The following is a 26,525-nucleotide window of genomic DNA, read 5'->3' as shown; positions in this document are numbered from 1 at the left end:
TCACAGATCAAAAGGATTTCGCAAAGTTTTGCTACCTGCTGCTACGGAAATCTTTAAAAGATGCGGAATGATTACTGTTACCAGTGGTTTGCACGTTATCAACTAGCCTATAAACAGCAGCAGTCATTATTTTTTTAAATAAAAATATGCCTGAGCACAATATTTCGATATCTCAGCGTTTATGTATGTGAGAGCGTTAATTTAGATGACGGGGATACTGCCTTAATGGTGGAATCCCCGTTTCTTTTTTTAAGAGGATTTTTTTAGTCTGAAAAAATAGGATAGTGATGAATTTTAAAATTAATTTCCTTTTGTCGCACCATAAATCTATCGGTTGCTATCTTAACAACTGAAAAAATCATACTGATTAACACTATGGTTTTAGAAGATAATTATTGATGGTCGGTGAGACACCAACCAATAGGGACATTTAAATCTATCTGTTGCTGTCTCATCAACCGAAAAAATTATACTGACTAACGCTATGGTTTTAGAAGATAACTATTGATGGTCGGTGAGACACCAACCAATAGGGACATTTAAATCTATCTGTTCCCATCTCACCAACCAAAAAATCATACTGACTAACGCTATGGTTTTAGAAGATAATTATTGATGGTCGGTGAGACACCAACCAATAGGGCTTTTACGAAAAAGGGACAATTACTAAAATGTCCCTTTTTTACAGATATGATGGAGTGATGAATTTTAAAATTTAATTTCTTCTTTCTTTGAAGATGGGTTTTGAAAATAATGATCAAATTTCTTAGTCTTATTCGGTTTCAGGATTACGTATAAACCGAGTACAATTAAGATTAACGCAGCACTGATTCTGGATAAATCAAAGTCGAATACCGAGATATCTTTTAAAGTAAAAATCCCACCGATGATGGTAAGCGCCAGCCAGCTGCCGCTTTCAAAGTTTCGACGATAGCCCAACCATAAACCAACGCCCAGCATGACAGTATGCCAGCTTAAAATCCAATGTGGAATATCCAACCCGGTGTTTCTCAGCACAAAGATTGAACCGATTACCAAGAGTAAAATACCTAAGCCAAATTGTTTATTGTCGTGATTGTTTTTAGTGAAGTTTTCCATGATCGTTTTGATTTATATTCAAATGTATCATGAAAATGAAGGCGGGAGAATGGCTTTTCCCTTAACAACTTTAATTCGTCGGTGAGTTAAATAAATTTGCCGGTTAAAACATTTCTGTTTTTTTCGCCGGGCACTATTTCGGTGAATTTACTTAAAAACAATAATTTCCGACCTGTCACTCATCACTACCTCTGCCGTTAAATCAATAAACAATCCATGAGCCAATAAACCATCTATTTTATTTAAGGCATCTGATAAAGCTCGTGGATCATCAATTAAACCAAAGTCGGCATCAATAATCAGGTTTCCGTTGTCAGTGATATAATCTTGGTTAGCTATAGTTCTTTTTTTACCGCTACCATTCAGTTTTGCAATCTGATCGAAAACATATTGATAGGCAAATGGAATGACCTCGATTGGCAAAGTGAATGCACCCAGTTTTTTTACTTTTTTAGAGGAATCAGTTACGATAATGGCCTTTTTACTTAATGAGGCCATGATTTTTTCCCTGAATAAGGCACCGCCGCCGCCTTTTATTAAATCTAAAGATTCTGTAAATTCATCTGCACCATCAATACTGATATCCACGGAGGAGATTTCGCCTAAATTTAAAATTTCAATGCCCAGCGATTTCGCAAGTTCTTCTGTACGAATGGAACTGGCCACGGCTTTGATGTTCAGCCCCTCGCCTACCAGCCTGCCCAATTCCTTTATGGCAAATGTTGCGGTAGTTCCGGTTCCCAACCCCACAATATCTCCATTTTTAACCAGTTTAACGGCCGTTTTTGCCGCAGCAAGTTTCTCTGCATTCTGGTGATGTTGATCGATGATTCCCATAAGGTAAAACTAAGAAAATTTGTCGAGCGTTTTTGCTGGTTGTTATTTGTGATCGCTTCGTTTGGTGTAATAATGATCAATTTATAGGTAAACCCAGTAACAAAATGATAAGCTGATAAAAGTTCAGAGACCCAAAACAAAAAAATTATTGCACGCATGCAATAATTCCTTTTAATAACGTTTATATAACTGAGAGCGTTAATTTAGATGATGGGGATTCTGCAATTGTGGAATCCCCATTTCTTTTTGTCGAAGGTTTTTTATTTCTCTGTCGAGAGTGAATAAGGGAAATCAACCGGTTTAGATCCCCTCACTTTATTCGGAGTTGAAGTCATATTGAAATTCAATACCGCACCTTTTTGTAAGCCGCTATGGCTGATCCAGTTTTTTGAATAAGGTTTACCGTTCATCTGCAACGATTGTACATAACGATTGCTGTCACTGTTATCAGCCGCATTAATCGTTACTGTTTTGCCATTATCCAGGGTTACGGTTACTTTCTTAAACAAAGGCGCACCCAACACATATTGATCTGTAGCCGGCGTTACGGGATAAAACCCCATGGCAGAGAAAACATACCATGCAGAAGTTTGTCCGTTATCTTCATCACCGCAATAGCCGTCCGGTGTTGCTTTATACATCCTGTTCATGGTTTCCCTGACCCAATACTGCGTTTTATAAGGTGCACCACCATAGTTATACAGATAGATCATGTGCTGGATAGGCTGGTTTCCATGTGCATACTGACCCATATTTGCAATCTGCATTTCACGGATTTCATGAATCACGCCACCATAGGCACTTTCATCAAATACCGGAGGCATTGAGAAAACAGAATCCAGCTTGGTTACGAATTTCTCATGACCGCCCATTAATTTAGCTAAGCCATCTATATCCTGAAATACCGACCAGGTGTAATGCCAGCTGTTTCCTTCGGTAAAAGCACCACCCCATTTAAACGGACTAAACGGCGTTTGGAAACTGCCATCTTTATTTTTACCCCTCATTAAGCCGGAAGCCGGATCGAAAAGGTTTTTGTAGTTCATGGCTCTTTTCTTATAAATATCAATCTCTGATGCCGGTTTGCCTAAAGCTCTTCCTAACTGATAAATGGTAAAATCATCGTATGCGTATTCTAATGTCTTTGCGGCATTTTCATTTTTCTTTACATCGAAAGGCACATAACCCAACTCGTTGTAATACTTTACGCCATCACGGCCAACTGCCTCTATCGGGCCTTCATTGTTTGCACCATGTTTTAAAGCATCCCATAAGGTTTGGATATCATAGCCACGCAAACCTTTGATATAGGCGTCAGCAACCACAGATGCAGAATTATTTCCTACCATGATATTGGCGTAACCCGGGCTACTCCATTCCGGCAACCAGCCGCCTTCTTTATAATCGTTGATGAGGCCTTCCTGCATTTCTTTGTTAATGGAGGGATATACGAGGTTTAAGAATGGATATAGAGCACGGAAGGTATCCCAGAAGCCCGTTCCTGCAAACATATAACCCGGTAAAGTCTGGCCATTATATGGGCTCCAGTGTACCACTTTGTTGTTCGCATCTATTTCGTATAATTTATTCGGAAAAAACAGCGTACGGTATAAGCAAGAATAGAAAGTGCGGGTTTGATCGATCGTTCCGCCCTCTACTGCAATTTTATTCAAGGTTTTATTCCAGATAGCTCTGCCTTTTGCTTTCGTAGCATCGAAACCATCATTGGCCAATTCTCTTTTTAAATTGAGATCTGCCTGTTCGAAACTGATAAATGATGAAGCCACTTTAGCGGTTACCTGCTCACCTTTTGTGGTTTTAAAACCAATGATGGCACCACTATGATCACTTTCCAGTTCGAGTTCTTCATCTTTAAGCTTGTTGCCACTCCAGGTTTTAGCCAGCTTGAAATCTTTATTAAAGTAGATCACGAAGTAGTTTTTAAAGTTTTTAGGAAGTGGTCCGCGGGCATATTTCGTAGTATAGCCGATAATTTTACGTTCAGCCGGGATAATTTTAATGTACGACCCTTTGTTTAAAGCATCTACCACCACATAAGAACTATCTGTTTCAGGAAAGGTAAATCTGAACTGTGCTGCTCTTTCGGTGGGTGTAATTTCAGTGGTTACATCAGCATCAGCAAGATAAACACTGTAATAATAAGGCTTTGAAACTTCTGCCTTATGGCTGAACCAGCTGGCACGGTCATCTTCGGCGAATCTAAGTTTACCCGTTACCGGCATGATGGAAAACGCGGCATAATCATTCATCCATGGAGATGGCTGATGGGTTTGTTTAAAACCGCGGATTTTATCCGCATCGTAAGTATAGGCCCAACCATCACCCATTTTACCAGTTTGTGGGGTCCACATGTTCATGCCCCAAGGCAGGCCAATGGCTGGATAGGTATTGCCGTTTGATAAGCTGGGTTTTGATTGTGTCCCCATTAAAGGATTGATCCAGTCTACAGGGTCAGTAATTTTGCCCACCGTTTGTGCAAAACTTGCTGAGGCAGCAAAGCTGAGGAAGGCAATAAATAGTTTTTTCATTCGTGTATATCGGTTTATGTCTATAATTAAAGTTCAGGATTTTTTACGTAATCTGCCCAAAGTGCATCCAAATCTTTGCCTGTTAATGTAGTCCAGATTTCTGGCTGATAAGTATGATCTCTTAAAGATGCATCAACTGCTTTGATGGTACCTGCCTTTACCTTTTTTTCTATCCAGGCAAAAAACCGGGCGGTAATTCTGTAACTGTTCTGATAACTGTGTTCAGGTTTTAAAGCCGGTAAGGTCCATTTTGCACCTGCATGATCTACACCAAACTTAAAGCGTGCATAATCTGCAATGCCTTCTGTAAGCCAACCTGGCCCAACACTGTTACCATAATCCTGAACAATATGCATTACTTCATGCGTAACTACATCAATATCTTCAGGGTGCTTGTTCATCCAGATCGAGCTGTAAGTTACTTTACCATTAGTCGTTGCCGCCACACCTTTATAAGCAGTATCTACAAAAAACTGAACTGATTTCAACGTATTTGGATTATACTCCTTCGCCAGCTTTGGATATACCACAAAAAAGGTTTCTATTAATCTTTTCTTCAGTTTTGGATCGAGCGCATCGTCATTACTTTCAAAGGATAGCGTGTAACCATTTTTTTTAATGGTTTCCTGGGCCGAAAGCTTTGATAAAGGCAATAGGGCCATAATGGGCAATGAAATTAAAAAGGATATTTTTTTCATTTAATTTTATTTTCAGTTTTAATCATTTGATGATAATACAAGTTTGCAATATATTTAAAACGTTTTAGCAAATCATCCAATTTTTTTCAGGCCGTTAATTACATTATTAAAAATTTTGTGAATGATATTTAAGCTGTAATTTAATCCTTATCTCCATTAATGAATGGATGGAAATTTTCCACCCATTTATAAATATCCGGTGATTTACATTACACGCCCATCGCAACAACTGGCGGCTCCAATTAAAGTGGCATGTTCTTTCAGTTCTGACACTTTAATACTGGCATCAATATCGTTACCCTTTAAGGCAGCAATCAATTCAGGTGCAAAAGCAGGAAAAGCTTGTGATATATTTCCACCAATAATGACGGCATCTATCTTATGTTCATTGATAATAGGAATCAGAAATTGCGCCAGGTTATAGCCAAACTCCATAAATACACGGGTGGCCAAATGATCCTCTTCTACAATCTCCACCAGTTCTTTTACACCTGCCAGTGTTTTTCCACTCAATTGCTGATACCGTTTGACAAACCAGCGGGTAGACAGGTAATCTTCGGCAATGCCATCCAAAAACGGGGCATTCCATAAATCGGCATCTATTGCCCTGGTTTTTAAACTCAATGATGACCCTAAACCCGTTCCCAGGGTTAAGCCCAAAACATTGGCATTTCCTTTTGCCGCACCTGCAAAAACTTCACCTTGCAAAAATCCGGCGGCATCGTTAATGAAGTGAATGTTTTCAAGCGGAATATTAAGTCGACTGGCCAGCTCCTGTTTTACATTGACTTTGTAAAGTGATTTAAATTTATCCTGATCTTTGATGAGCGATATACCTTCCTGGTAATCAAACGGGCCAGGCATCGCGATCCCAATGTTCCGATGACCGTTTTTAATGTTTTCAAATGATTGATTAATAACCTCACACCAGGCGGATAAGATATCTTCTTTACTCTCCTGAGAATTTACAGGGCTACGTTTGATTGAATCATCAATCAGGCTTCTTGTTTCTAAATTTACCAATGCGGCTGTAATATGCGAGCCGCCGATATCTACACCCAGTGCTACAGGCTTTTCCATTATTTATGTATTTCTATTTTATTTGTTCATTATTTTACCAGACGTTAAACGTTTTACCAAATGAAAAATATAGATTTTTTATAAAAGCAATATTTAAATCATTCGTTATAAAGCAATTTATTTTCCGCCTGGTTCTGCAAGTACCGGCAGTATAAATTTTTCATCGGCCTGCGAAAATACAGAATCTAACCGAGCAACAAAATTTTAATGGCACTGATCAACAGGTGAATGTTCTTTTATAACGCATTTATTTCAAATCTGGTCTCCGTTAAACCTTGTACTGCTCCTGTTCTGACAACTTTTGTCTATTTTATATTCCATTGATCAGCCAGCATTTTGATAAAATATCCGCCCACAACACTTCGTGCCTGAAAACCAACCTGTTTACCCGTTTTGGTTTCATGCCAATCTGTTAAGGGTACTTTACTCGTTGTTTCTGTAGCGAATTTGTGAACAGGACTAATAAATTTCTCAAAGTCAGCCTGATTATCTGCCAATGTAGCTGTCCACATGATCCAGTCTGATTTGGTATAGTCTTTCCGGCTATCCAATGGCAAACCAAATTCATTTTGTTTGCTCAGGTAAAAATCTATTTCTTTTTTATATACCTCCTGTGGAAAAAGATTTAGTTTTAAAAGCTTATCCCAAACGAGGTTATATTTCTGGCTCCAGGTATTTTTATCATTAAAGGTCAGGGCAAAATGATCACCGCTGTTGGCTAAAGTCTGCCAGTTTTTCGCCATTTCCAATGCTGCATTTTTGTATTTAGTGGCGATATCCTTTTTACCTAATTTTTCGGCCATTTGGGCATAAGCGCCTAAACCCACAATTGCTTTCACTGACAAGTTTGCATTTCGGGCAAGATGACCTGCGAAATCATCTGTACACAATTGATTTGCCGGATCAAAGCCTTCCTTGAGGAGATAATCTGCCCAGATGGACATCACGGCCCAATGTTTACCGGCATAAGCGGTATTGCCATCTGCCCTGGTAATGGCCGCCGTTAAAATCAGCATATTACCTGCTTCTTCTACCGGCATGTCTTCTCCGTAAATCTGGCCATTGGCTATGGGATAAACGCCAATATCATGTGCAGGATAAGGTTTTTTCCATCTTCCGCTTTCTGAATAATAGAAAATACCGTTTAGCATACCTTTCAACAATTCAGGATTGTATAACAAATATTGGGGTGCTGAAGGATAAGTTACATCAACAGTGTTAATGAAACCACCACTAAAATTTTCCTTAGAGAGAAACAACAGGTCTCCGTTTGGTGCATAAACAATTTTATGTGCAGCTATACTCTGCCTGTACACCAGTTTACATAAATCTGCATATTCCTTGCCGCCCGCTCGTGTCGCATCAGCAAGTAGCCTGGCATCAAAAGCTTTTGTTTTCGCCTGGAGGGACTCATAATCCTTACTGGCTGCCGCTAATTGATCTTCAAAAGTACTCGCTTCAGATTTTCTCCAGATGGGAAGCAGTTGATTGCCAAAATATTCGATAGACTTCAGGTCATCATAGCCCAGCATGAGATATTTCTCTACCGGTTTCGAATTAACCGTACCAAATGGGATTACTGTACTTAAGCTTTGTGTTTTAACATTCAAAGCCTGTGTGGTTTGCAGGTATTTTCCTGTTTTGAAATTGCGGAGATTATCCATCGGTGTGCCTAAAAATTGGGTAGCCTTGAATTGATTGGGCACAGCGATGTACAGGTAACCCCAATCAATTCTTAAATCATCGTTTTTCTTTTTCAGCACGGGTTGTTCAACTGATCCGGCTTTTAGAATAGAAAGGTTATCCTGGTTCTTCTTCCAAACAGCAACGGGTTGATTGGGCGTATTTACAGCGAGATCAGATGAAGCACTAAAATAAATATCCACCTGATGTGGTTTTGCATCTGCTGATTGTACGGTATAAGTCAGGTAACTGATGGGCCTGGCGGTTAAATTCAAATCATTCAGCAGTAAGGGCGAAGTAAAAGTAAGATTAAGGTTTATACCGCCGGCTTTAAAAGTATAAAGGGTATGGGTAGCCCCAACTGAAACATTGGTTTGATTTGCATTTAACATATTTGCAGCCTGCGGAACCTCTTCCACGATGCCGGCATCTAAAAACCGTCCGCCAGCTGTGTTTTTACATTCTATGGCTAAAAGGTTTTCGCCTTTTTTTAAAATACCCTCAGCCAATGGAATGTAAATGTATTCATGTACCCAGCCTTCTTTTTCATAAACTTTCTGACCATTGATATACACGATGACATTGTCATCATGGTTAAGCTTTAAATATTTTCTGGCTGAAGATATTTTGTTGACAGTAAACTTTCTTCTGTAAAAGATTTCATCCGTATTCCATTTGGTTTTCGCCTGCTGGTTATCACCAAAAGGTGCATCTCCATTTTGCCAATTTTTATCGTTAAAGGCAAGCGTATTCCATCCATCAGCAGGTTTTTTAGTAAGATAACCGGCTTTATATTTTAATTCATCAGCCGCAGCCAGAATGGTTTTATAGGTTTTACCATCTGCACCTAAAAAGCGGTAGCACTGGTTATCAACTTTGATGATTCCGGTGAGGGCTTGTTCTTTACCTGTCCAGTGTTTGGTTGTTGATTGATTCAGTCCATCACCGAACGACCAGATACTGAGATACGTATCATGTGTGATTAAAGGATATGCAGGAGCCTTGTCCTGTCCGAAAGAACAAAGGTTCAAAAACATTAAAACTGCTGATAAATAAAAGGGTTTCATATAGATCATATTGGTTAGTGTTCTTCGCAAAAAGATTCACTTATTCAATTAGGAGGCAATTAGAAAGCATCCCATAAATAGTAAAACGTTTTACTATTCAATATTAAAAACTAAAGCCTGCAAATACAATAGTTCTCAGTAACATTTACATGACGGAATGATTAAGTCGGTTTTTCTGGTTGGTGTTATCTTCAGTTAATATGTTGCATAGGAGTGGTGATTTACCGAGTTTGTTAGTGAACACTACCTGAATGGAAAATCAAATGATAGAAGAATGAATGAATTATCATTATCTCTGAACAATTTTAGCAGGGAATATGATCTGCTGGTTATCCAGCTTGGTTTTAGAAGATAGCTGTCTCAAAATCAACTGAATAATGGCTTCAGCAATTTCCTCCAGTGGCTGTTGTATGGCTGAAATGCCTGGTGTATGGAGTTCGAAAACCTCATGGTCATCATATGCCATCACACTTAAGTTTTTGCCGATTTTTTGTCCGGTTTGTTTCAATACTTTTAGCCCGCTGATGGCCAGGTAATTGGTTGCAAAAAGTATGGCATCTGTTTCTACGGTGCGAAACAGTTTTTCCATCTGCAGCCTGGTTTCATCTTCTTCCTGATTAAAATGAACCTTTAAAACCAGGTTTTCATCATAGGCAATGTCATGGTCCTCAAGTGCTTTCTGATATCCTTCTAAACGGGCAGTAATTTGCGCCACATCAATATCAGTGGTAATCAGTGAAATTCTCCTTCTTCCCTGTTTAATAAAACTTGCTATGGATTCATATGTCGCTTTAAAATGATCAGCACCAACATAATTGGTATCCAAACCGGGCAAACTCCTGTCAAAAAGAATAACGGGTTTCTGATCAGTTAATAACTGCTGAATATCTTCTTCCAAACCCTTTATCGGCGATATAATATACCCATCAACCTTTCGTGATTTAAACATGTTGATCAGTTCTTTAGCCTTTTCAACATTGTTTTCGGTACTGGAATAAATGATTTTATACCCTTTTTTATAGGCTTTGTCTTCTATCAGGCGTGCAATCCTGGAAAAAAAGGAATTTGAAATATCCTCAATGATTAATCCGATAATATTAGAATTTCCGGTGCGCAGGCTTCTGGCAATCTGGTTGGGCTTATATCCGCTTTCGGCAATTATTTTTTCTACTTTTTTAATTACGGCTTCGCTAATTGATTTATTCCGGGCTTTACCATTAATGATAAAAGAAACTGTGGTGATGGATACGCCAGCTTCAACTGCGATATCTTTTATAGAAAGGGTTTTCATTTAGCGAACGTATTAACTGGGTACATTTCAGGTCAAATCAATTCGATATTACCTGTGATTGGGCTAATATAATGTATAATCGTTAATATTAATGGTTTAACAGAAAGGAAACTTGATTTATGTTAAAAGAAAAAAGACGCCGTTTTTTGGCGTCTTTCTAATTGATGTTAATTAATATCCCGGGTTTTGGGTCAGTTTTGTATTTAAATCTCTTTGTCTTTGAGGTATAGGATACAATGTTCTGAATGATGCAGATGGCGAATGATCCCACCATTTCTCCGTAGTTAGCTTCCCAAATCTGATTAAGTCATCTCTTCTGTATCCTTCAAATATGAATTCTCTACCTCTTTCTGCCAGAAGTTCATTTAAATCCAGTGTACCTGTAGTGTAAGCTTTCGAAGGCCATATTGCCGGATCATATGCTCTTGATTTGCAATCATTAATTAACTGTACGGCTTCTGCAGTTGCAGCACCGCCATTTTTACGCATAATGGCTTCAGCTTTCGCAAAATAAATCCAGGTTAACCGGTATACGTTCCAATCGGTATTGTTATAATTCGGATCTGGCTCTACCCTTACACCATTTACAATACCTGGAATAGAATTGCCCAATTTATATTTATTAAATCTAACACCACTATTTTCCTCCCCTTCACTCATATTGCTAAGGGTAGAATTTTTGGAATTTCTTTGAATATTATCAACAAATACAAGTGGCTTGCCTGCATACTCTACGGTACCCTGAACATCAGACCCATCTACAAACTTCTTCTGAGGACCAAATAATAACCAACTGGTTTTACGTAAATCTTCCGTTTCATACTTGTTGTAAACCTCCGGAATCAGCACTATGCCATCATTACCATTTCTACCGCCACCATAAATATCACGTTGTGCAAAGTGGTAAAATTCTCCCGTCCACGAAGGTTCGAATTTTGCTCTGGTGAAATCGTAAGCAATGGAGAAAATAACTTCTTTTGATAAATCATTGGTGTTTTTAAACTGGTCAAAAATATTTGGATCAAGTGCCATGTTTCCATTTTGTCCACCAGCTTCACCATTAATTAGTTTGTTAGCCGCAGCAATACAGTCATCCCACCGCTGTGTACCTGTCCATACCTCTGCATTCAGGTATAACTCCACCAACATAGCGTAACCACTTGCCTGGCTCATTCTTCCGAGTTGCGATTTTGCCAGCTTAGGTATGTTGTTGATATTATCTTTAATTTCCTTTTCAATGAAGTTGAAAACATCTTTCCTTGCAGTAGTATTTGGCAATACAGGGTTTGATGGATCAACCAGATCTGTGGCGATTGGAATATTACCGAACAAATCCATCAGCTTTAGATAGTGAAACGCCCTAAGTAATTTTAGTTCTGCAACATAACCATTCTTTTCCTGTTGGGTAATGCCCATTTGCGCAACATCACGCTTCTCGATGTTTCCAATGGCGTCATTACAAAAACCAACTCCGCCATACATCAGAGACCAGGCATTATTAATACCCCCTTCATCAACCGTCCAGGTATGGTAATGTAATCTTTTCCATTTACCACCATCTTCACCATGCGGACCCTTTGTTGGCCAAGCCAACTGATCGGCCGAAAGTTCGGCCAATCGCCACCAGCCATCCTGACCGGATGGTGTTACCCATGCATTGGCGTGCGTATATGGTCTTAAAACAGCAGAAACAACTTCGTTTTTATTAGAGTAGAATTTATCAGCCGGGATAACATCGTATGCATTTTCATCGAGTTTAGTGCAAGCAGAACCCATACTTACCACTAATGCAAGAGTTGCGTATATGATTGATTTATTTTTCATTTGATTATATTTTAAAAGCCTACGTTAACACCAAAAAGGAATGATCTTGTACTTGGATAAGCACCACGACTATCAATACCAGGGCCTAAGCCAGTATCTTGTACAAAATCAGGATCATTACCGGAGTAACCAGTTATCGTAGCTAAATTTTGTCCTGTAGCGTATACTCGCAGATTGCGGATGAACTTCGTTTTTAACTTAAAGTTATAACCTAAAGTCACCTCATCAATTTTAACATTGGTTCCGTTTTCCAGGTAATAGTCTGAATACATAAAAGTATCGTTGATTTCACTATACTTTCCAAAAGCATCTCTTAAATAGTTAGAACCCGTAACAAACGGATTACCATAAGTTAATGCTGTAGTATTTAAAATTTTATAATCAAACTTACCTCTTAGGAAAACCCTGAAATCGAAATTTTTATACGTAAAATTCGCTGTATATGAAGCGTAATATTTAGGTATGGCATTTCCCAGTGGAGCAAGATCTGTTAAGTTTTTATCTTTCGAATTGTTGATTTGATCGTTGCGAACAGCTTGTCCGTTTCTATTAAAGAAAAGCCATTTTCCATCAGCATCAAAACCGGCGAAACGCTTCCCATAAAATATACCCACATCTTCTCCTTCGTAAGTAGTAATCGCATCACCCAAATCTCCTGCACCACCAATACCACCAAATGTTTTAAACTTAACGGCAAAAACATCATTTGAGTAAGAGTTTAAAGTGTTTTTAATGGTACTTCCTGTAAAGTCCATGCTGAAAGTAAAATCTTTGGTCTTGATTGCTTGATAACTTAAAGCAAGTTCGATACCTCTCGAAGAAATATTACCCACGTTGGCATAGATTTGGCTTTGAATATATGGCGGTTGAGGCGTGGTATAAAGATCTAACAAATCCTTAGTTGTTCTATCAAACAAATCTAATGAACCTGTTAACTTGCTATTAAACAATGTAAAATCGGCACCAATGTTGGTTTCACGTTTTGATTCCCATTTCAAAAATGGATTTGGGTTACGTGTTGGCCCATAAGTTTCACGGTAACTCCCGTCAGGATATAAATATTTTCCACCTGGACCCAGTGTTACCCTTGATGCATTATTTGCAAAACCAGAGTTACCAGTTACCCCATAACCTGCTCTTAATTTTAGATAATTAACCCACTTTACGTTCTCCATGAATTTTTCTTCGGTAACATTCCAACCTAATGATACGGCTGGAAAATTTCCCCATTTGTTATTATCACCGAAACGGGAAGAACCCTCACGTCTTAAAATTAATTGCACCAAATACTTATTGTCAAAAGCGTAGTTCACTCTTCCGAAAAATGCGATTAGCGTATTGTCGTTTTTATAACTACCCATTGACGCTTTTCCATCTGCTAATGCCTGCCCAACGCCCATGTTATCTTCATTAAACTGATCGTTCAGAAAACCACGGGTACTCATTCTAGCACCTTCTTCGATATTGTAACGATAACTGTAACCTGCCAATGCCGTAAAAGAATGTTTATCTGCAACAACAGTATTATATTGTAAAGTAGGTTCAAAAGCATAGGCCTGAGAAAGGAAATTATTTTTGAAAGCATAACCGCCGCTAGGGTAATCACTATTTTCGAAAGAATCTTCGCTTGCTAAGGTTGCATATCCACCATCTAAATAACTGTCACGCTGCATCGATCCAAAAACACTGGCTTTTAATCCTTTAGTAATGTCAAAATCAGCTTTTAAATCTGCCGATGTTGTTTGCTGCTTGCGGTAACTGGTGTTATTGAATAATCTGGCATATTGGTTAGTACTCTGGTTATCATAATAGTATGAACCATCTGGATTGTAAATTGGCTTAGTCGGATTTTTACCCAGTTCTTCTTCCCAACCACTTCTGTTTAGCTCATTGTTAAAAAATTCTGTTGTTGCGCCATTGGATAGCAAATTCGCATTATTAACATTGGTAGCTAAATTTAGCTGAATGTTCAATTTATCATCAAAACCTTTTTGATTGATATTTAAACGACCAGTATATTCTTTTCGTCCGTTTTCCAAAGCAATACCTTGTAAATCGCGGTAGTTTAAACTTGCACGATAGCTCGTTTTATCAGTACCACCAGATAGCGCAAGATTATGATTTTGCGACAAATTATCGCGATTGATTAGTGAACCATATAAATCTTCACTTGCACCGTAATCACGGGCATTAATCTCTCCTGAATTGATTTTTGCTCTAAATTCTTCTGCTGATAAAAAATCTAAGCGTCTTTGAACAAACTCTTTACGAAGGTAGCTAGCGTAATTAAAAGTTGGCGGACCTGGTTTTCCCTTTTTGGTTGTAATTAAGATTACACCTGCATTTGCACTTGTACCATAAATAGCAGCACCAGAACCATCTTTCAATACATCAACAGATAAGATATCATCTTGTTGTAAGAGATCCGGGTTACCACCTGGGATTCCATCAATTACATAAAGCGGACTGGCACTTCCTGATACGGAAACTACCCCACGAAGTTGCACACTTGGTCCGGAATTTGGATTAGAGCTTCCCGCCCTGGTGATGTTTAATCCGGCAACTTTTCCCTGAATAAGATCTAACGGGCTTCGGGCACCACTTTGCCTGAACTGAGCAGTGTCAACATGCGCAACCGCAGATGTTACTTCTTTCGATTTCATGGTACCATAACCCACAACCACCACATCGCTCAAGCTTTGCGCACCTGAAGGAACTAGATTCACGGTTAAAGGCGAAGCACCCGTTCCTGCTGCAACAGATTTAGATTGGTAACCAATGTAACTAAATACCAGTATATCAGTTGGTGAAGTAACACTGATACTGAATTTACCATCTCCCTGCGTTACAGCTGCACCGGTTTTACCCTGAATTTTAATACCAACTCCCGGCAATCCGATTTTTTTTTCATCTAAAACGATTCCGGTAATGGTTTTCTGTGCAACTGCTGTTTTAGGAGCAGCGGCTGGTCCATCTTGAGGAGGAGCTTGTACAGGACTTGTCCCACCTAAAGGATTTACCGGAACTTTTACTGAATCAGCTGGCTTTGGAACCGGAACTTTTTTAGTCGTATCCTGCCTCTTCGTAGTGTCTTGCTGAAAATAAAAGCGATTTATTTTAATCTTTTCGCTTTTAAATGCTGCAAATAGCCATTGGCTGGAAATTAGGAACAGGAATATAAATCCTGTTATCCTGAGTAAATTAATTTTCATTAGCAATTTATTATAGGTAGATATGGATAGTATTAGCCTCTATAAATGATTGACAAGCAATCCAGGAACAATTTTTTAGGATATGGACACAATTATTCATTGTTTAATAGTTATTCGGTTAGTTATCTGATATAGTTAGGTCAATATTAATAAAATATCCATTTATTAAAACGTTTTAGTTAGTAAAAAAAGTGTTACAAAAACGTTTTAGTATTTATTAGAAGAATTATTTAAGTTTTAGTTTATAATGCATTTAACCCAGAGGTGAAATGATTTGATATAAATGTCAATGTTGCGGAAATTCATTTAATGTGTAAGAGAAATAAGCGTTTAGTTTGCTATTAATGTTTCCCGCGGATTTTAGATGATTTCGCAGATCAGGTCAACATCATTAAATCTGCAGAAATTACTTTAATCTGCGGGAGAAACAGGCGTTTAGTTTCCTATTAATGTTCCCGCTGATTTTAGATGATCAGGTCAAGATTATTAAATCTGCGGAAATCAATTTAATCTGCGGGAGAAACAGGCGTTTAGTTCCTATTAATGTTTCCCGCTGATGTTCGCTGATTTCGCAGATCAGGTCAAGATTATTAAATCTGCGGAAATCAATTTAATCTGCGGGAGAAACAGGCGTTTAGTTCCCTATTAATGTTCCCGCTGATGTTCGCCGATTTCGCAGATCAGGTCAAGATTATTAAATCGGCGGAAATTACTTTAATCTGCGGGAGAAACAGGCGTTTAGTTTCCTATTAATGTTCCCGATGATGTTCGCTGATTTCGCAGATCAGGTTAAGATCATAATTGCTACGGAAATCAATTTAATCTGCGGGAGAAACAGGCGTTAAGTTTAATATTAATGTTCCCGCTGATTTTAGATGATTTCGCAGATCAGGTTGCTTCTCTCTGATTCAAATGTGACCTTACTTGAGGTAGGAATAAATCAATTGTGCTGTTTTTGAAGATGCCCCGGGCGTCCCCATGAGTTTCATCAACGCCTCATAATCGCGCAGTACGTCTTTTCGGCCTTCGCCATCCAGGATTTGGAAAAGTTCCTGGTTCAACTTTTGTGAATTGCAGTCTTCCTGAATCAACTCCGTAACAATTTTCTTGTTTACAATCAGGTTAACGAGTGAGATGAATTTAATTTTCACCAGCATCCTGGCTATGGCAATGGATATGGCGCCACCTCTATAAACCACCACTTGCGGCACTTTAAACAAGGCGGTTTCCAGTGTAGCGGTCCCCGAAGCGACAATAGCAGCATGTGCAACGTTCAACAGGTTATAGGTATTGTTGAAAAGTAGCCGGACTTTTTTGGTCCCGGTAAACTGATGGTAGTAGTCTTCAGAAAAAGTAGGTGCCGCAGCAATAGCAAAAGTATATTCGGGATAATTTTCGGTTACACTTAACATTACCGGCAAAAGCCATTCAATCTCTTGTTTCCGGCTTCCCGGCAACAGGGCAATTATTTTATCCCCTAAATTATTCTTCGTGCTGAAATTTACATCGGGGCTGAACTGTGCAATTTCATCCAACAGTGGATTACCGACATAATCTACCTCCATCCCCCATTCACGATAAAAATCGACCTCAAATGGCAGGATGCAAAACAGATGATCGACTATTTTTTTGATTTTCAATACCCGCTTCTGATTCCAGGCCCATACTTTAGGTGAAATATAATAACAAACCTTGAGGCCATTGGCTTTTGCAAAATCGGCTATTTTAAGGTTAAACCCCGGGAAATCTATCAAAATCAAAACATCGGGTTTCCATTTCAGCAGGTCATCTTTGCAGGCTTTGAGGTTTTTAAAAATCGTGCGCAAATTCAACACCACTTCCGTAAATCCCATAAAGGCCATATCGGCATAATGTTTAACCAATTCGCCACCTTCTCCCTGCATTTTATCACCTCCAAAATACCGGAAAACAGCATCGCTATCCTCTGCCTTTAAAGCCTTCATCAGGTTTGCTCCATGTAAATCGCCGGATGCTTCTCCTGCTACGAGGTAATATTTCATAATTTTTATTTTAGCACAAAATCGTCATTGCGGGGAGGCATGACGAAGCCATCTTTGATATTGTTATTGTATTCGTTAATCCTTTTTTTGTTCTGGAAGGATTGCTTCACCCCAACTCACACGCCCCTTCTTCAGTTCGCAATGACGCCAGTTTTTTCAAAAAACTTTATACGTAAAAAAAATAAAAGCGCACAAAAATGTAGCGGCTAAAATTCCTCTTCCAATGTTAAGTTTATGGTATCTGAAAAAATATTGCATCACATAAGCATTGACAGCAATACTTCCAATATACAGTAAATCAGCTTTCGCCAATACGGCCACATGATGAATAATGTACCAGGCTAATCCGCATAAAATTGCCGGAATGATTAAACCCAGGCCCAGTCCAATCCAAACTGAATCATTCACTTTCCTAAACTTATCATTCATGTTTAATCAATCAGCCTAAGTTAATGCCATCAGGCGATGAAACCTGAGTGGTCTGACCAGATTTCGCTTTATTCACCATCCCAAAATCCCAGCTGCTTAGGGTTTGAATGGCGTGATGAGCAGTTAAATCAAACTGCACCGGAACTATGGAAACATAGCCATGTTCCAAAGCCCATACATCGGTATCTTCACCATGATCAAAATTTTCAAAAACACCGGTAAGCCAATAATAAGGACGGTTGTATGGATCGGTTCTTTCGTCAAATTCTTCCATCCATTTCGCATTGGCCTGTCTGCAGATCTTAATTCCTTTTAAATCTGCACCCTTTGGGAAATTAACATTTAACAAGGTGCCTTCAGGTAAACCATTGGCTAAAACCTGTTCGCAAATATTTTTAATATACTTTTTGGTATGACTAAAATCAGCATCAGCGGCAAAATCATCCATGGAAAAACCAATAGACGGAATTTTTTCAATGGCGCCTTCTACGGCGGCAGACATGGTACCGGAATAAAGTACATTGATTGAATTGTTTAAGCCGTGGTTAATTCCTGAAACACATAAATCGGGTTTTTTACCTTTGAATATCTTATTCACGGCAATCTTCACACAGTCTACAGGTGTACCACTGCATTTATACATTTCTACTCCTTCATAAATGCTTACTTTATCAAAGCGAATGGGCTTTCCTATCGTAATGGCATGCCCCATTCCGCTTTGCGGACTATCAGGTGCAACCACCACCACATGGCCAATTTCCTGCATTACTTCCATCAGGTTTTTGATCCCGGTAGCTGTAATCCCGTCATCATTAACTACTAAAATATTGGGTTTAGAACTTTGCTTTGTCATACCGGTAAAAATACGGATTATTAAATTCAGGCCACAATTAATGGCAATTTAATATACTATTTTCATTAATTCCTGCAATTTTGTTTGAGATTTACAAAAAGCATTTCATTCAACAAAAGAAAGCATATATATTTGGGTAAAAATGAGTGCGCTGTTTATACTAATTGAACAGGCATTTATTTTATAAACCAAAAAAACAATTCAATGAAAATCAAACTATTTACTTTAGCTTGTTTTCTGATTACAGGTACAATTGCCCAGGCACAAAATACCTATCAATGGAAAACAGGGTCATCTGGTGGCTACAGTTATAAATATGTAACAAACGATCCCACCAAGACGCGTTTTTATACTTTAAAGAATGGCCTGACCGTTATTTTATCTCAAAATAATAAAGAACCAAATATTGTTTATAAAATGGCTGTCAGGGCGGGCAGTAATACCGACCCACGCACCAATACCGGCCTTGCACATTACCTGGAGCATTTATTATTTAAAGGAACGGATAAATTCGGAACTTTAAATTACGCCAAAGAAAAACCACTTCTGGATAAAATTGAGGCACTTTACGAAACCTATATTAAAACTACAGATCCGGCAAAACGTAAAGAAATTTATAAAGAAATTGATAAGATTTCAGGAGAGGCGTCCAATTATTCTATCGCGAATGAATATGATAAAATGATGAAATCAATTGGAAGCGGTTCAACCAATGCCCATACTTCGGTAGAGGAAACTGTTTATGAAGAAGATTTTCCATCTAACGCAATCGATAAATTTTTAGCTGTTCAGGCCGAACGTTTCCGTTCACCGGTTTTTCGTATTTTCCATACGGAACTGGAGGCTGTTTATGAAGAGAAAAATATCGGAATGGATAATGACGGACGTAAAATGTATGAAAAAATGCTTAATGCTTTATTTCCAACACATAATTATGGCCAGCAAACCACCATTGGTACCATAGAGCACCTTAAAAATCCTTCATTAGTAGAAATCAGAAAATATTACAATAAATATTATGTGCCTAATAACATGGCCCTGATTATGTCTGGTGATATTAATTATGACGACATAATTAAGAAGGTTGACAAAGATTTCTCCTACATGGTTCCAAAGCCATTTGCACTTTACAACCCTGCTGCTGAAAAACCACTTACACAGGTGCAAAAAGTTGATATTTATGGCCCAAGCGCAGAAAATTTATATGTAGCTTACCGTGGTTTTGCCCAAAATACCCATCAGAGTTTATTGCTGGATTTAATCGGTAATATCTTATCTAACGGCAAAGCTGGTTTAATGGACATCAACATCAATAAACAACAGAAAATGCTACGTGCCAGTGCAGGTTATAACCAGATGAAAGATTATGGCGTTTTCGTTTTGTCAGGTTCACCTAAAGCCGGACAAAGTTTAGAAGAAGCGCAGAAACTATTACTTGAACAGGTTGAATTACTTAAAAAAGGCGAGTTTGATGAGGGACTGATCAAAGCTACTGTAGCCAACGCTAAACTATCGGAATTACAGGCATTTGAGAACAATGATGTACGGGCAGATTATACCATGACTGCCTTTATCCAAAACCGGGGAACCGAATGGGATAAAATGCTGGCCTCAACAGATGCAATGGGTAAAGTAACTAAAAAGGAAATTGTAGATTTTGCCAACAAATTCTTTATCAATAATTATGTTTCTGTTCTGAAACACAAAGGTGAAGATAAGAGCATTTTAAAGGTAGAAAAACCTGCCATAACTGCAGTTAAAACCAATTCGAATGAAGTTTCACCATTTACCAAAAGTATCATTGATGCACCGGTAAAACCAATTGCCCCTAAATTTTTAGATTACACCAAAGACCTTAATTTTGGTAAAGCCGGCATTGCGGATGTAATTACTGTTCAAAACACAGAAAATGAAATCTTCCGCATGAATTATCGTTTTGAGATGGGTTCTTATAACTATAAACTGCTTCCCTATGCATCGCAATACCTGGCTTTCTTAAGCACAGATAAATATTCTGCTGAAGATATCAGTAAAGCTTTTTATAACCTTGCCTGTAACTATAACATCAATGTTGGCACCGATGTAACCACTGTCAGCCTTTCTGGTTTGCAGGAAAACTTTGATAAAGCAACGGCTTTGTTAGAAGATGTATTGGCAAACTGTAAGCCAAATGAAAAAGCACTGGAAGATCTTAAAGGGAGGATTTTAAAATTAAGGGAAAACACAAAATTAAACAAGTCGTCAATTTTAAGCGGCTTGATGAGTTATGCACAATATGGTACTGATAACCCATTTAATTATGGCCTTAGCAACGATGAAATTAAAAACATGAAATCATCTGATTTAATTTATCTGCTGCACAATCTAAGCAATTACCAACATACCATTACTTATTACGGGCCTAAAACCTTAGCTGCTTTTTCTGCAGATATTGTAAAGGTACATCCGTTAGCCAAAGAGTTTACACCGGCAGCACCATTGAAGAAATTTGTTTACACCAAAACAGATTCTAACAAAGTATATTTCGCAGATTATGACATGGTGCAGGCTGAAATCCGCTGGGTAAGAAATGGCGGTTTATATGATCCTTTAAATGCAGCCAAAATTAGTTTATTTAACAACTATTTCGGTGGTGGCATGGGCTCTATCGTATTCCAGACTATCCGCGAATCAAAAGCCTTGGCTTACTCTACATTTGCGGTTTATTCTTCTCCAAACAGTAAGGATAAAGAAAATGCAGTAGTGGCTTATGTAGGTACCCAGGCTGATAAAATGAATGAAGCCGTTGCGGGCATGAATGAATTGCTTACTACTTTACCAGAATCAGATAAGTCTTTCAATCTTTCCAAAGCCAATTCATTGAACAGTATTGAAACTTCCAGGATTACAAAAGATGGCATTATCGCCAGTTATTTTTCAGATAAAAAGTTAGGATTTGATCATGATTCCAGAATAGATGAATATGCCAACCTTAAACCATTAAGTTTTTCGGATGTAAACACTTTCCATCATGATAATTTATCTGCAAAGCCTTACAACTATTGCGTTGTTGCTTCTGAGAAAAAAATTAACATGACTGATTTAGCCAAATTTGGTCCGGTTACTAAATTAACATTGGAGCAGATTTTCGGATACTAAGTAAGACTAAAGCAAAAGCTTAAAGAATAAAGTAAAAAGCGATTTCTGGAAACAGAAATCGCTTTTTTTATAGCTGTTGGTCTGGAAATATTTTCGAGATTATTGATCTGTGGATTTGTAATCCGCTTTAATAAAATATCCCCAACATCTCATCAGTCTCCATCTGCATGCTAATAAATTACAGCCATTTCAATGCCCCTAAAATTTCTTGAATCGAAAACTTTGCCCCGCAAACAAATTCATCGGCCGCACCATAATACAGGGTTAATTCATCACCATTTACCAGATGACCGTTGGTAAACACCACCTCCCCAAAGAAACCATTTATTTCATAATCAGTTGTTGGTACCATAATCGGGTATTCCGTTTGGGCCAATACTTTTGACGGATCTGCCAAATCCATTAAAAAAGCCCCTAAACAGTATTGGTGTTTTTCATTTGCACCATGATAAATTTCAAGCCAACCTTGTGCGGTTCTGATTGGAGCTGCCCCTGCTCCTACACGTTTGCTATCCCATTGATGCTTTCTTGTTTTGATGATGCATTGATGGTTTCCCCAGTGGATTCCGTCAGGCGATTCTGCCAGCCAGATATAATTCCCTCCTAAATCAACACTACTCGGACGGTGAAGCGCATAAAACTTTCCGTTAATTTTTTCTTCAAAAATGGCGCAATCTTTATTATGCGGAGAAATGATCATACCGTGCTTTTCAAAGGTCTTCCAATTTTTGGTGGTACGAAGCCCCACACCTACTCCATGTACAGATACCGCGGTATAGGTAAGGTAATAAGTATCGTCAATTTGAGCAACCCGGCAGTCTTCTATTCCAAAGGTTTCATTTTTGCCCTCCCCCAGTAATAACGGGAATCCTTCAGGCTGATAGAAATGAACACCATCTTCACTGCAAACCAAACGGAGGTGCGAAAGTGTGGTTAAATAATCCATTCCTTTATAACGGATGACTCTTGGGTCGTCTGCTATCAGTTCAGGATCATTTTCTTCTATCGATATTATTTCCATTCCTCCATCTTTCAGTACAGGAAAAGAAATGATACCAGGTTCTTGCTTGGGCCGCTCTGCCACCCTGATGATCATCCAGACTTTTCCCTGAAATCTAAATACGCCAGGATTTAACAAACAGGCTATTTCCAAACCAGGCCTGCTCGGAACCAAATCCATTGGTGAAAGAATTGGATTTTCTGAAAATCTTTTAATCTGTTCGTTCATCATACGCATTTAAAACTGTTGCTTATCTACCAAAACTATGAATAGTAATAAGCACTTGCCCATAATTTTATTGTTTGATTGAATGACATTAATACTTTGCAAGGATTCATTATGCTCACTAAGAATCAGTTGATCTTACACTAGATTAAGCATATAAAGCTTATTAAAAGTTTCATTTTTAAAACATTCGCTTTCATTCTCTTCAAAAAGAAACTAATTCCGGAAAAATCACTCAAAAAACAATAAATAACCGAGAAATATCAATCTCGTTCCGCATAAATTAAATTTAAAAACAAGATCACACTTAGAAAAGTGTTAAAATTTACATCTGGATATTTTTCTGACTATTTTTTACTTAAATTTCATTGTCATCCCCTAAATCATTCAATTACACTAAACAAAACTAAACAATTAATGAAAAAACTACTACTTAGCATGGTTTTAACTTTCGGGTTAATTTCATTTGCTTTCGCACAAAGCAAAATGATTAGCGGTAAAGTTACATCTGGCTCCTCTGGTCCTATACCAGGTGTGAGTGTCTTTGTAAAAGGCTCACCATCCAACATCACGCAAAGTGATGCCACCGGAAATTATAAATTAAATGTTCCCGACAATGCAAAAACACTTGTTTTTAGTTTTATCGGCTATACCACTTTAGAACTGCCCATTAACGGAACAACAGTTAATGCCAGTCTTAAAGAAGAAAACACTACACTTTCTGATGTTGTAGTGGTGGGGTATGGTACGCAGAATAAACGGGATGTATCCGGATCGGTTGCTTCTGTAAAATCAAAAGATCTGGAGAACTTACCTGTAACCAGTTTTGAACAAGCTTTGCAAGGTAAGGCTGCCGGTGTGCAAATATCTGCACAAAACGGAAAACTCGGCCAGGGCATTACGGTTAGGGTTCGTGGTGCCGCTTCTGTTACTGCAGGTAGCGAACCGCTTTATATTGTAGATGGAATCCCCATTACTTCAGGAAATTTCTCAGCAACGTCATCTCCTACAAGTGCACTCGCAGATTTGAACACCAATGATATAGAATCTATCGAAGTGCTAAAAGATGCGTCAGCATCTGCCATTTATGGTGCCAGGGCATCAAACGGTGTTGTGCTAATTACCACTAAACAAGGTAAGACAGGTAAAACATTAATCCAGTTTAATGCGCTCGGCGGAATAAGTACACCCTCAAATCATAGAGAATTTCTGAATGCCGAACAGTATGTTCAACTCATCAGAAGAGCCGGACAAGGTGCTGCTAATCAGGATTTCTTAAATGGAGATTATACCACATTGCAGGAAGCACTTGATGATTATAGTTCCATTGTCGAAGGCAGACTAAATCGTTATTCGGCAGGAAACAATGATTATCAAACCTATAAAGTGAATACGAACTGGGAAAGAGAATCTTATCAGGATAATCCTGTAACACAACAGTATGATTTAAACTTTACTGGCGGCAACGAAAAAACAAAATTTTACATTGGTGGACAGGCACTCGATCAAAATGGTATTTTAGTGGGTAATAGCTATAAGCGCTACAGCGGAAGATTAAACCTGACCAATAAGGCAACAGATTTTCTGGAGGTTGGTATAAATTTGAATTTTTCCAATAGTATAAATAACCGTCTATCCAATGATAATGCTTTTTCTAGTCCATTACAATCAGTGGCCTTATCTCCCATTACGCCATTTATCGATCCAAGATCTGGCTTAATCAGCGGAACTTTACCTGGAGCTGCAACAAATTATCCTGTTTATTATAATCCATTTATTAGCATCGAAAATGCTGCATACAAAGCAACTGTATACCGCACCATAGGGAAAGCATTCGCCAATGTTAACATTGCCAAAGGATTAAAATTCAGCACAGATTTTTCTATTGACAATTTAAACCAGAATGAAGAAAGTTATTATGGTTCACTAACATTTAGAAATACAGGCACTTCCAATGGCGATGGACAAAATATCTCCACATTCGTAATCAATGCCAACACAAACAATTTTTTTAGCTACAATACCACGGCAGGCAAAAGTACTTTTGATGCTATTTTAGGAACAAGTTATCAAAAATCTACTACCAAATTTAGCAGCATTGAGGGCCAGGATTTCCCGAGTGATGCCTATATTAAGTTAGGCTCTGCGGCAACGAAGGTAGTTGCCCTGAGCAATGAAAGTGCCTTTAGTTTTCTTTCCTATTTTTTCAGAGCCAATTACAAATACAATAACCGTTATTTAGTTGGCCTTAGTGTTAGAGCAGATGGTTCATCCCGTTTTGGCGCAAACCACAGATATGGATATTTTCCTGCAGGATCGGTGGCATGGATTGCTTCAGAAGAAGATTTTCTGAAAAATAGTGAAACAGTTAGCTTATTGAAAATTAGAGCAAGTTATGGTCTTACCGGTAATGCAGAAATTGGTAACTATTCAGCAAGAGGCCTATTTGCCGGAACGGGTGCTTATGGAGGCATAGCTGGTCAGATCCCATCACAAATTGCCAATCCAGACCTAACCTGGGAAAAAACAAAACAACTGGATCTTGGATTTGATTTTGGCTTATTAAAAAACAGGATTACGGGCACCTTTGATTTCTATCAGAAAAACACCACAGATTTATTGCTGGATGTGCGAATTCCCCAAACTACGGGTTTTGGTATTAAGACACAAAACTTGGGTGCCTTGAAAAATAATGGCTTTGAACTGGGTATCAATACTGAAAATTTTGTTGGTGACTTTAAATGGTCTACGGCCATTACAGGTGCCATCAATAATAACAAAATCACGAATCTGGGTGGACAAATCCTAAACTCGAATGAAATCAATGCCGCGGTGGAAGGACAGCCCATTGGTGTATTTTATTTACCAGAATATGCCCGTGTCAATCCAGCCAATGGCGATGCCCTGTATTACTTAAATACCGTAGACCCAAGCACAGGAAACATTAACAGAGGCACAACCACTAACATTAATGAGGCCGCAAGAATATTTGCCGGCAACCCAAACCCTAAATATACCTTTGGTTTAAACAATACATTTTCTTATCAGAACTTTGATTTAACTGTGTTTTTTCAAGGCGTATCTGGCAATAAAATATTTAATGCCGGTGGGCAGTACATGAGTGCAAATGGTTCAAACGGATACGATAACCAGACGGTTGATCAGATGCAATACTGGAATAAGCCAGGTGATATCACTTCCGTTCCTGAACCCAGGTTAGGTTATGGAAACGGAGTAGGATTCTCAACCAGATATATATCAGATGGCAATTATGTCCGCCTAAAAACCTTAACCCTAGGCTATACTTTTCCTGCATCAGTTTTAACGAAGATTAAACTTAGTAAACTGAGACTTTATGCCACAGCCCAAAACCTGGCAACGATTACGGGTTACAAAGGCTGGGACCCGGAGGTTAATGCAGATTATCAATCTACAAACATTAACCAGGGTGTAGATTTTTATTCTGCCCCACAGCCGCGGGTAATTTCACTTGGCATAAACATAGGTTTATAATTTACAG

General features: G+C 38.4%; 15 protein-coding genes. 2 read left to right on the top strand and 13 right to left on the bottom strand.

Translation table 11 applies throughout. The features are described from left to right. Positions 1–708 precede the first annotated feature (708 nt). From OQ267_RS05855 to surE, 12 genes are all read right to left on the bottom strand, one after another. Complete coding sequence (locus tag OQ267_RS05855) at positions 709–1,098, bottom strand: LiaF transmembrane domain-containing protein (RefSeq protein ID WP_216359244.1); 390 nt, start codon at positions 1,096–1,098, stop codon at positions 709–711. 147 nt (positions 1,099–1,245) lie between these two features. Further along, positions 1,246–1,935, bottom strand: coding sequence for a ribose-5-phosphate isomerase RpiA (gene rpiA, locus OQ267_RS05850; RefSeq protein ID WP_088302007.1), 690 nt, complete (start codon positions 1,933–1,935; stop codon positions 1,246–1,248). A gap of 260 nt (positions 1,936–2,195) precedes the next feature. Next, positions 2,196–4,484 (bottom strand): GH92 family glycosyl hydrolase, encoded by a 2,289-nt coding sequence (locus OQ267_RS05845; protein ID WP_265835199.1) that lies wholly within the window; start codon positions 4,482–4,484, stop codon positions 2,196–2,198. A gap of 26 nt (positions 4,485–4,510) precedes the next feature. Continuing rightward, positions 4,511–5,182, bottom strand: coding sequence for a basic secretory protein-like protein (locus OQ267_RS05840; protein WP_088302005.1), 672 nt, complete (start codon positions 5,180–5,182; stop codon positions 4,511–4,513). A 204-nt stretch (positions 5,183–5,386) separates the two neighbouring features. Beyond that, positions 5,387–6,262: an ROK family protein gene (locus tag OQ267_RS05835; protein ID WP_088302004.1), complete on the bottom strand. Its 876-nt coding sequence runs from the start codon at positions 6,260–6,262 to the stop codon at positions 5,387–5,389. A 305-nt stretch (positions 6,263–6,567) separates the two neighbouring features. Continuing rightward, a complete protein-coding gene (locus tag OQ267_RS05830; protein WP_265835198.1) occupies positions 6,568–9,012 on the bottom strand; it encodes a glutaminase family protein in 2,445 nt (814 codons plus the stop codon). 289 nt (positions 9,013–9,301) lie between these two features. Next, positions 9,302–10,303 carry a LacI family DNA-binding transcriptional regulator gene (locus tag OQ267_RS05825; protein ID WP_088302003.1) on the bottom strand — a complete coding sequence of 334 codons (1,002 nt, stop codon included), beginning with the start codon at positions 10,301–10,303 and terminating at the stop codon, positions 9,302–9,304. A 171-nt stretch (positions 10,304–10,474) separates the two neighbouring features. Next, complete coding sequence (locus tag OQ267_RS05820) at positions 10,475–12,127, bottom strand: RagB/SusD family nutrient uptake outer membrane protein (RefSeq protein ID WP_265835197.1); 1,653 nt, start codon at positions 12,125–12,127, stop codon at positions 10,475–10,477. Positions 12,128–12,138: 11 nt separating this feature from the next. Then, on the bottom strand, positions 12,139–15,339 hold the full coding sequence (locus tag OQ267_RS05815) for a SusC/RagA family TonB-linked outer membrane protein (protein ID WP_265835196.1): 3,201 nt from the start codon (positions 15,337–15,339) through the stop codon (positions 12,139–12,141). 920 nt (positions 15,340–16,259) lie between these two features. Beyond that, a complete protein-coding gene (lpxB, locus tag OQ267_RS05810) occupies positions 16,260–17,360 on the bottom strand; it encodes a lipid-A-disaccharide synthase (protein ID WP_265835195.1) in 1,101 nt (366 codons plus the stop codon). A gap of 156 nt (positions 17,361–17,516) precedes the next feature. Then, a complete protein-coding gene (locus OQ267_RS05805) occupies positions 17,517–17,789 on the bottom strand; it encodes a stationary phase survival protein SurE (RefSeq protein ID WP_265835194.1) in 273 nt (90 codons plus the stop codon). 10 nt (positions 17,790–17,799) lie between these two features. Continuing rightward, positions 17,800–18,642, bottom strand: a complete 843-nt coding sequence (gene surE / locus OQ267_RS05800) for a 5'/3'-nucleotidase SurE (protein ID WP_088301998.1) — start codon at positions 18,640–18,642, stop codon at positions 17,800–17,802. A gap of 204 nt (positions 18,643–18,846) precedes the next feature. Between surE and OQ267_RS05795 the strand changes: the two genes are divergently transcribed. Continuing rightward, a complete protein-coding gene (locus OQ267_RS05795) occupies positions 18,847–21,780 on the top strand; it encodes a M16 family metallopeptidase (protein WP_265835193.1) in 2,934 nt (977 codons plus the stop codon). 178 nt (positions 21,781–21,958) lie between these two features. On the opposite strand, the gene OQ267_RS05790 is transcribed toward OQ267_RS05795, so the two are convergent. Continuing rightward, a complete protein-coding gene (locus OQ267_RS05790; RefSeq protein WP_322974788.1) occupies positions 21,959–23,011 on the bottom strand; it encodes a glycoside hydrolase family 130 protein in 1,053 nt (350 codons plus the stop codon). A gap of 411 nt (positions 23,012–23,422) precedes the next feature. Between OQ267_RS05790 and OQ267_RS05785 the strand changes: the two genes are divergently transcribed. Next, a complete protein-coding gene (locus OQ267_RS05785; RefSeq protein WP_265835192.1) occupies positions 23,423–26,518 on the top strand; it encodes a SusC/RagA family TonB-linked outer membrane protein in 3,096 nt (1,031 codons plus the stop codon). Positions 26,519–26,525: the final 7 nt, after the last annotated feature.

This window comes from Pedobacter sp. MR22-3 (assembly GCF_026240075.1).
Lineage (GTDB): Bacteria > Bacteroidota > Bacteroidia > Sphingobacteriales > Sphingobacteriaceae > Pedobacter.
Note: the sequence above shows the minus strand (reverse complement) of the source record. Positions and strands in the feature narration are given on the sequence as shown.

Excerpts from the sequence above, each read along its gene's own strand:
- OQ267_RS05815 (WP_265835196.1), bottom strand. The coding sequence starts at position 15,339 with ATGAAAATTAATTTACTCAGGATAACAGGATTTATATTCCTGTTCCTA.
- OQ267_RS05840 (WP_088302005.1), bottom strand. The coding sequence starts at position 5,182 with ATGAAAAAAATATCCTTTTTAATTTCATTGCCCATTATGGCCCTATTG.
- OQ267_RS05805 (WP_265835194.1), bottom strand. The coding sequence starts at position 17,789 with ATGAATGATAAGTTTAGGAAAGTGAATGATTCAGTTTGGATTGGACTG.
- OQ267_RS05785 (WP_265835192.1), top strand. The coding sequence starts at position 23,423 with ATGAAAAAACTACTACTTAGCATGGTTTTAACTTTCGGGTTAATTTCA.
- OQ267_RS05790 (WP_322974788.1), bottom strand. The coding sequence starts at position 23,011 with ATGATGAACGAACAGATTAAAAGATTTTCAGAAAATCCAATTCTTTCA.
- OQ267_RS05830 (WP_265835198.1), bottom strand. The coding sequence starts at position 9,012 with ATGAAACCCTTTTATTTATCAGCAGTTTTAATGTTTTTGAACCTTTGT.
- lpxB (WP_265835195.1), bottom strand. The coding sequence starts at position 17,360 with ATGAAATATTACCTCGTAGCAGGAGAAGCATCCGGCGATTTACATGGA.
- OQ267_RS05835 (WP_088302004.1), bottom strand. The coding sequence starts at position 6,262 with ATGGAAAAGCCTGTAGCACTGGGTGTAGATATCGGCGGCTCGCATATT.
- surE (WP_088301998.1), bottom strand. The coding sequence starts at position 18,642 with ATGACAAAGCAAAGTTCTAAACCCAATATTTTAGTAGTTAATGATGAC.
- OQ267_RS05845 (WP_265835199.1), bottom strand. The coding sequence starts at position 4,484 with ATGAAAAAACTATTTATTGCCTTCCTCAGCTTTGCTGCCTCAGCAAGT.
- OQ267_RS05855 (WP_216359244.1), bottom strand. The coding sequence starts at position 1,098 with ATGGAAAACTTCACTAAAAACAATCACGACAATAAACAATTTGGCTTA.
- rpiA (WP_088302007.1), bottom strand. The coding sequence starts at position 1,935 with ATGGGAATCATCGATCAACATCACCAGAATGCAGAGAAACTTGCTGCG.
- OQ267_RS05795 (WP_265835193.1), top strand. The coding sequence starts at position 18,847 with ATGAAAATCAAACTATTTACTTTAGCTTGTTTTCTGATTACAGGTACA.
- OQ267_RS05820 (WP_265835197.1), bottom strand. The coding sequence starts at position 12,127 with ATGAAAAATAAATCAATCATATACGCAACTCTTGCATTAGTGGTAAGT.
- OQ267_RS05825 (WP_088302003.1), bottom strand. The coding sequence starts at position 10,303 with ATGAAAACCCTTTCTATAAAAGATATCGCAGTTGAAGCTGGCGTATCC.